Source organism: Xenorhabdus entomophaga, assembly GCF_037996725.1.
GTDB lineage: Bacteria > Pseudomonadota > Gammaproteobacteria > Enterobacterales > Enterobacteriaceae > Xenorhabdus > Xenorhabdus khoisanae.
Genome location: NZ_JBBMXH010000298.1, coordinates 1 through 704, shown reverse-complemented (window position 1 = coordinate 704; position 704 = coordinate 1). Strand labels below are relative to the sequence as shown.

At 30.3% G+C, this 704-nt stretch carries 1 pseudogene; it reads right to left on the bottom strand.

From position 1 onward, the window contains the following. Positions 1-611: 611 nt before the first annotated feature. A pseudogene (locus AAC854_RS24505) lies at positions 612-704 on the bottom strand (IS982 family transposase); the annotation flags it as partial.

Genomic DNA, 704 nt, shown 5'->3' with positions numbered 1-704 from the left:
GGGAGTACTTAGGTCAAAATGCCTTCAAAACACCACAAAGAAAATCATGTAAAAACAAGACATTGAATGCATGTTTTGAAAGACTTAATTATTAAGATCCTGTATATGAAGTTTCCCTAATGCAACCACCAAACAGCAAGCCATGTTACAAACTTTAAACGATATTATCCTGCATATTCGCTACACGATTCTTTAGTCGTTCATTCTCTTTTGACACTATCTTTAACCAATACAGCCCCCTGTATGGGGGCTTATATTATTTAATCATACAGAAAATCGAGAACAGTAATCATTTTTACTTATTTAATATTCGCAGTTATTTACTATAAAGATATAGCCTTTCACTTTATTTTTCACATCTTAATTCATTAAATCAGCGTTATATTCTAAATTCTGATATCAACTCCAGACTGATAAATATCATTATATCAAAATAGCTTTCAAATTTTGTTATTGATTTATGTCCCTCATTCAAAAACAATTACTCCTGGTGAATGTATAATTAAGTATTCCAAGAACAACATAAAAGCCACGATTAATTTAAATAATTAACAATTAACAATTAACAATTAACAATTAACATATTTTAATTATTAACGCGATGCTCGACTTTAACACCCTATAACGTTAGCGTGTTGAAGCCAATCGCGTTGTCTTTTACCTTGTTTAAAATTAGCAAAAATGCCCAACGTATGAGAAAGCAG